This window comes from Streptomyces sp. NPDC048392 (assembly GCF_043200575.1).
In the GTDB taxonomy this organism is placed as follows: domain Bacteria; phylum Actinomycetota; class Actinomycetes; order Streptomycetales; family Streptomycetaceae; genus Streptomyces.
Map to the genome: position 1 here is coordinate 1 of NZ_JBICYB010000097.1, position 1,787 is coordinate 1,787.

The following is a 1,787-nucleotide window of genomic DNA, read 5'->3' on the forward strand; positions in this document are numbered from 1 at the left end:
GAACTCCTTCGGATACGGCTTGGGCACTGCAACATCCTTCCAGGCCGCCTCTCAGCAAGCCAGGTCAGGTGTCACCTGTCCGTGCAGCAGTCCCTGTTGTGGCGTAGCGGAAGCTGTCCTCTGCAGAGCGTGTCGGATTCATGGCGGCCGTAGGCTGCCATATGAATGGGGTGGGGATTGTCCAGTCATCGGCTGTCCAAGAAGGGCCGCTACACCGCCTGGGCGACGACGGGTGTCGTCGTCGCTGCGGGTGCCGGAATCGCAGCGCAGACGTCCATGGCGGCCACCGTTTGGCCCGCGCAGAAGACCTACACCGGTCGAGCGTTCGATACGTGCACTGCGCCCTCACTCGCAGCGATGAAAGCGTGGAACACGAAGTTCTACGGCGCCGCCGCTGTCTACATCGGCGGAAAGAACCGTGGCTGCGCCCAGCCCAACCTGACCAAGTCCTGGGTGAAGTCGGTCAACGCCATCGGCTGGAAGCTCATACCGCTCTACGTTGGCGCTCAGCCGCCCTGCCAAAAGAGCGCGAACCCTGAAAAATTTACCTCGTCCACGGCTGCCTCCGTCGGCGCGAGCAACGCCAAGGATGCAGTGGCCAAGGCGTCCGCACTCGGCATGGAAGCCGGCAGCCCGATCTACCTGGACATGGAGCCGTACGACATCACCAACAAGGCGTGCAATGACGCCGTCCTGACGTACGTGCGCTCCTTCACCAAAACGCTGCGCACCGCCACCTACCGTGGCGGCTTCTACGGCTTCAGCAGCTCCAGCGCCAAGGCCATGGCCACCGCCACAAACAAGACGGACCTGCCAGGTAACCTCTGGTACGCGCTGTGGGACAAAAAGAACACGACCACCACCGACTGGCCGTGGGACCCCGCTCAGTACACCAACCACAGCCGCGGCCACCAGTACATGGTCAACAGCAAGGAAACACGAGGCGGTTACACCATCACAGTCGACCGCAACGCCTGGGACGCCCCGGTCGCCATCATCGGCTGAGAAGCTGTAACCAAGCGAGACCCTGGCTGGTCGGAGGAGGCCAGCCGGGGCGGCGCAGGGGCATGGGTGCCCGTAGGTAGCCCTCTCGACGACAGGCGCCAAGCGGCTGCAACCGAACGCTCTTCCCCGAGGCGGCAGTCCCCCTGGTACCGATACCTTCGGGCCACCTTTAGGATCGCGACCATGGCACGTATGCGTCAGGCAGTAGTGAAGGGCTTGAGGGCCGTCGATCGCGCTCTTGGCGGGCAGCAGCATCCCACACGGTTGCAGCGGTGGGGTGCCCGGCACCCCCTTCTCGTGGCTTTGTGCGCGGGCCTGCCCTTCACTCTTTTCTTTATGGCCTTGAGTCAAGCCGACGAGATTCCTAATAATCTCTTCCTATCCCTGGGCGCAGGGCTCGTCATGGGCTCGGTCTTCGGCTTGACTGCTCTGTCGGAACGTCACCGCCAGAACCGTCTCCGCAGCATCGGCGGCCAGCGAGGTTGACACCCTCAGCTTTCTTCTTGCCGGTCTACGCCAGGAAGATCGGGGCCCTGGCTTCACCTCACCGCGGACAAGCATGCGTATCCCACACATGGAACGGGAAGGGCGCTACCGGCCAGGCTTATGGCCGGTAGCGCCTGCGACGGGTCGACTACACCACCCTTCTCCATGTCCAGGGCTGTCGCTACAGAGCGGGAACGGCCATGAACCGCCCCGGGTTCGGTAGAGATCTCAGATTGTGGTGATGACCTGGGGTTTCGTGAGTTCGGTGTAGTAGTTGGCTTCGTATTCGACGGGCG

The 1,787-nt window shown here is 63.1% G+C and carries 2 protein-coding genes; both read left to right on the plus strand.

Annotated elements, in window-relative coordinates:
• The first annotated feature begins 177 nt into the window (after positions 1-177).
• Complete coding sequence (locus ACGFYH_RS37315; RefSeq protein WP_393807617.1) at positions 178-1,005, plus strand: glycoside hydrolase domain-containing protein; 828 nt, start codon at positions 178-180, stop codon at positions 1,003-1,005.
• Between the two features lie 183 nt (positions 1,006-1,188).
• Positions 1,189-1,491: a hypothetical protein gene (locus ACGFYH_RS37320; RefSeq protein ID WP_393807618.1), complete on the plus strand. Its 303-nt coding sequence runs from the start codon at positions 1,189-1,191 to the stop codon at positions 1,489-1,491.
• Positions 1,492-1,787: the final 296 nt, after the last annotated feature.

What these genes read in the sequence shown, in the direction of transcription:
- ACGFYH_RS37320 (WP_393807618.1), top strand. Translation starts at nt 1,189, where the DNA reads ATGGCACGTATGCGTCAGGCAGTAGTGAAGGGCTTGAGGGCCGTCGAT.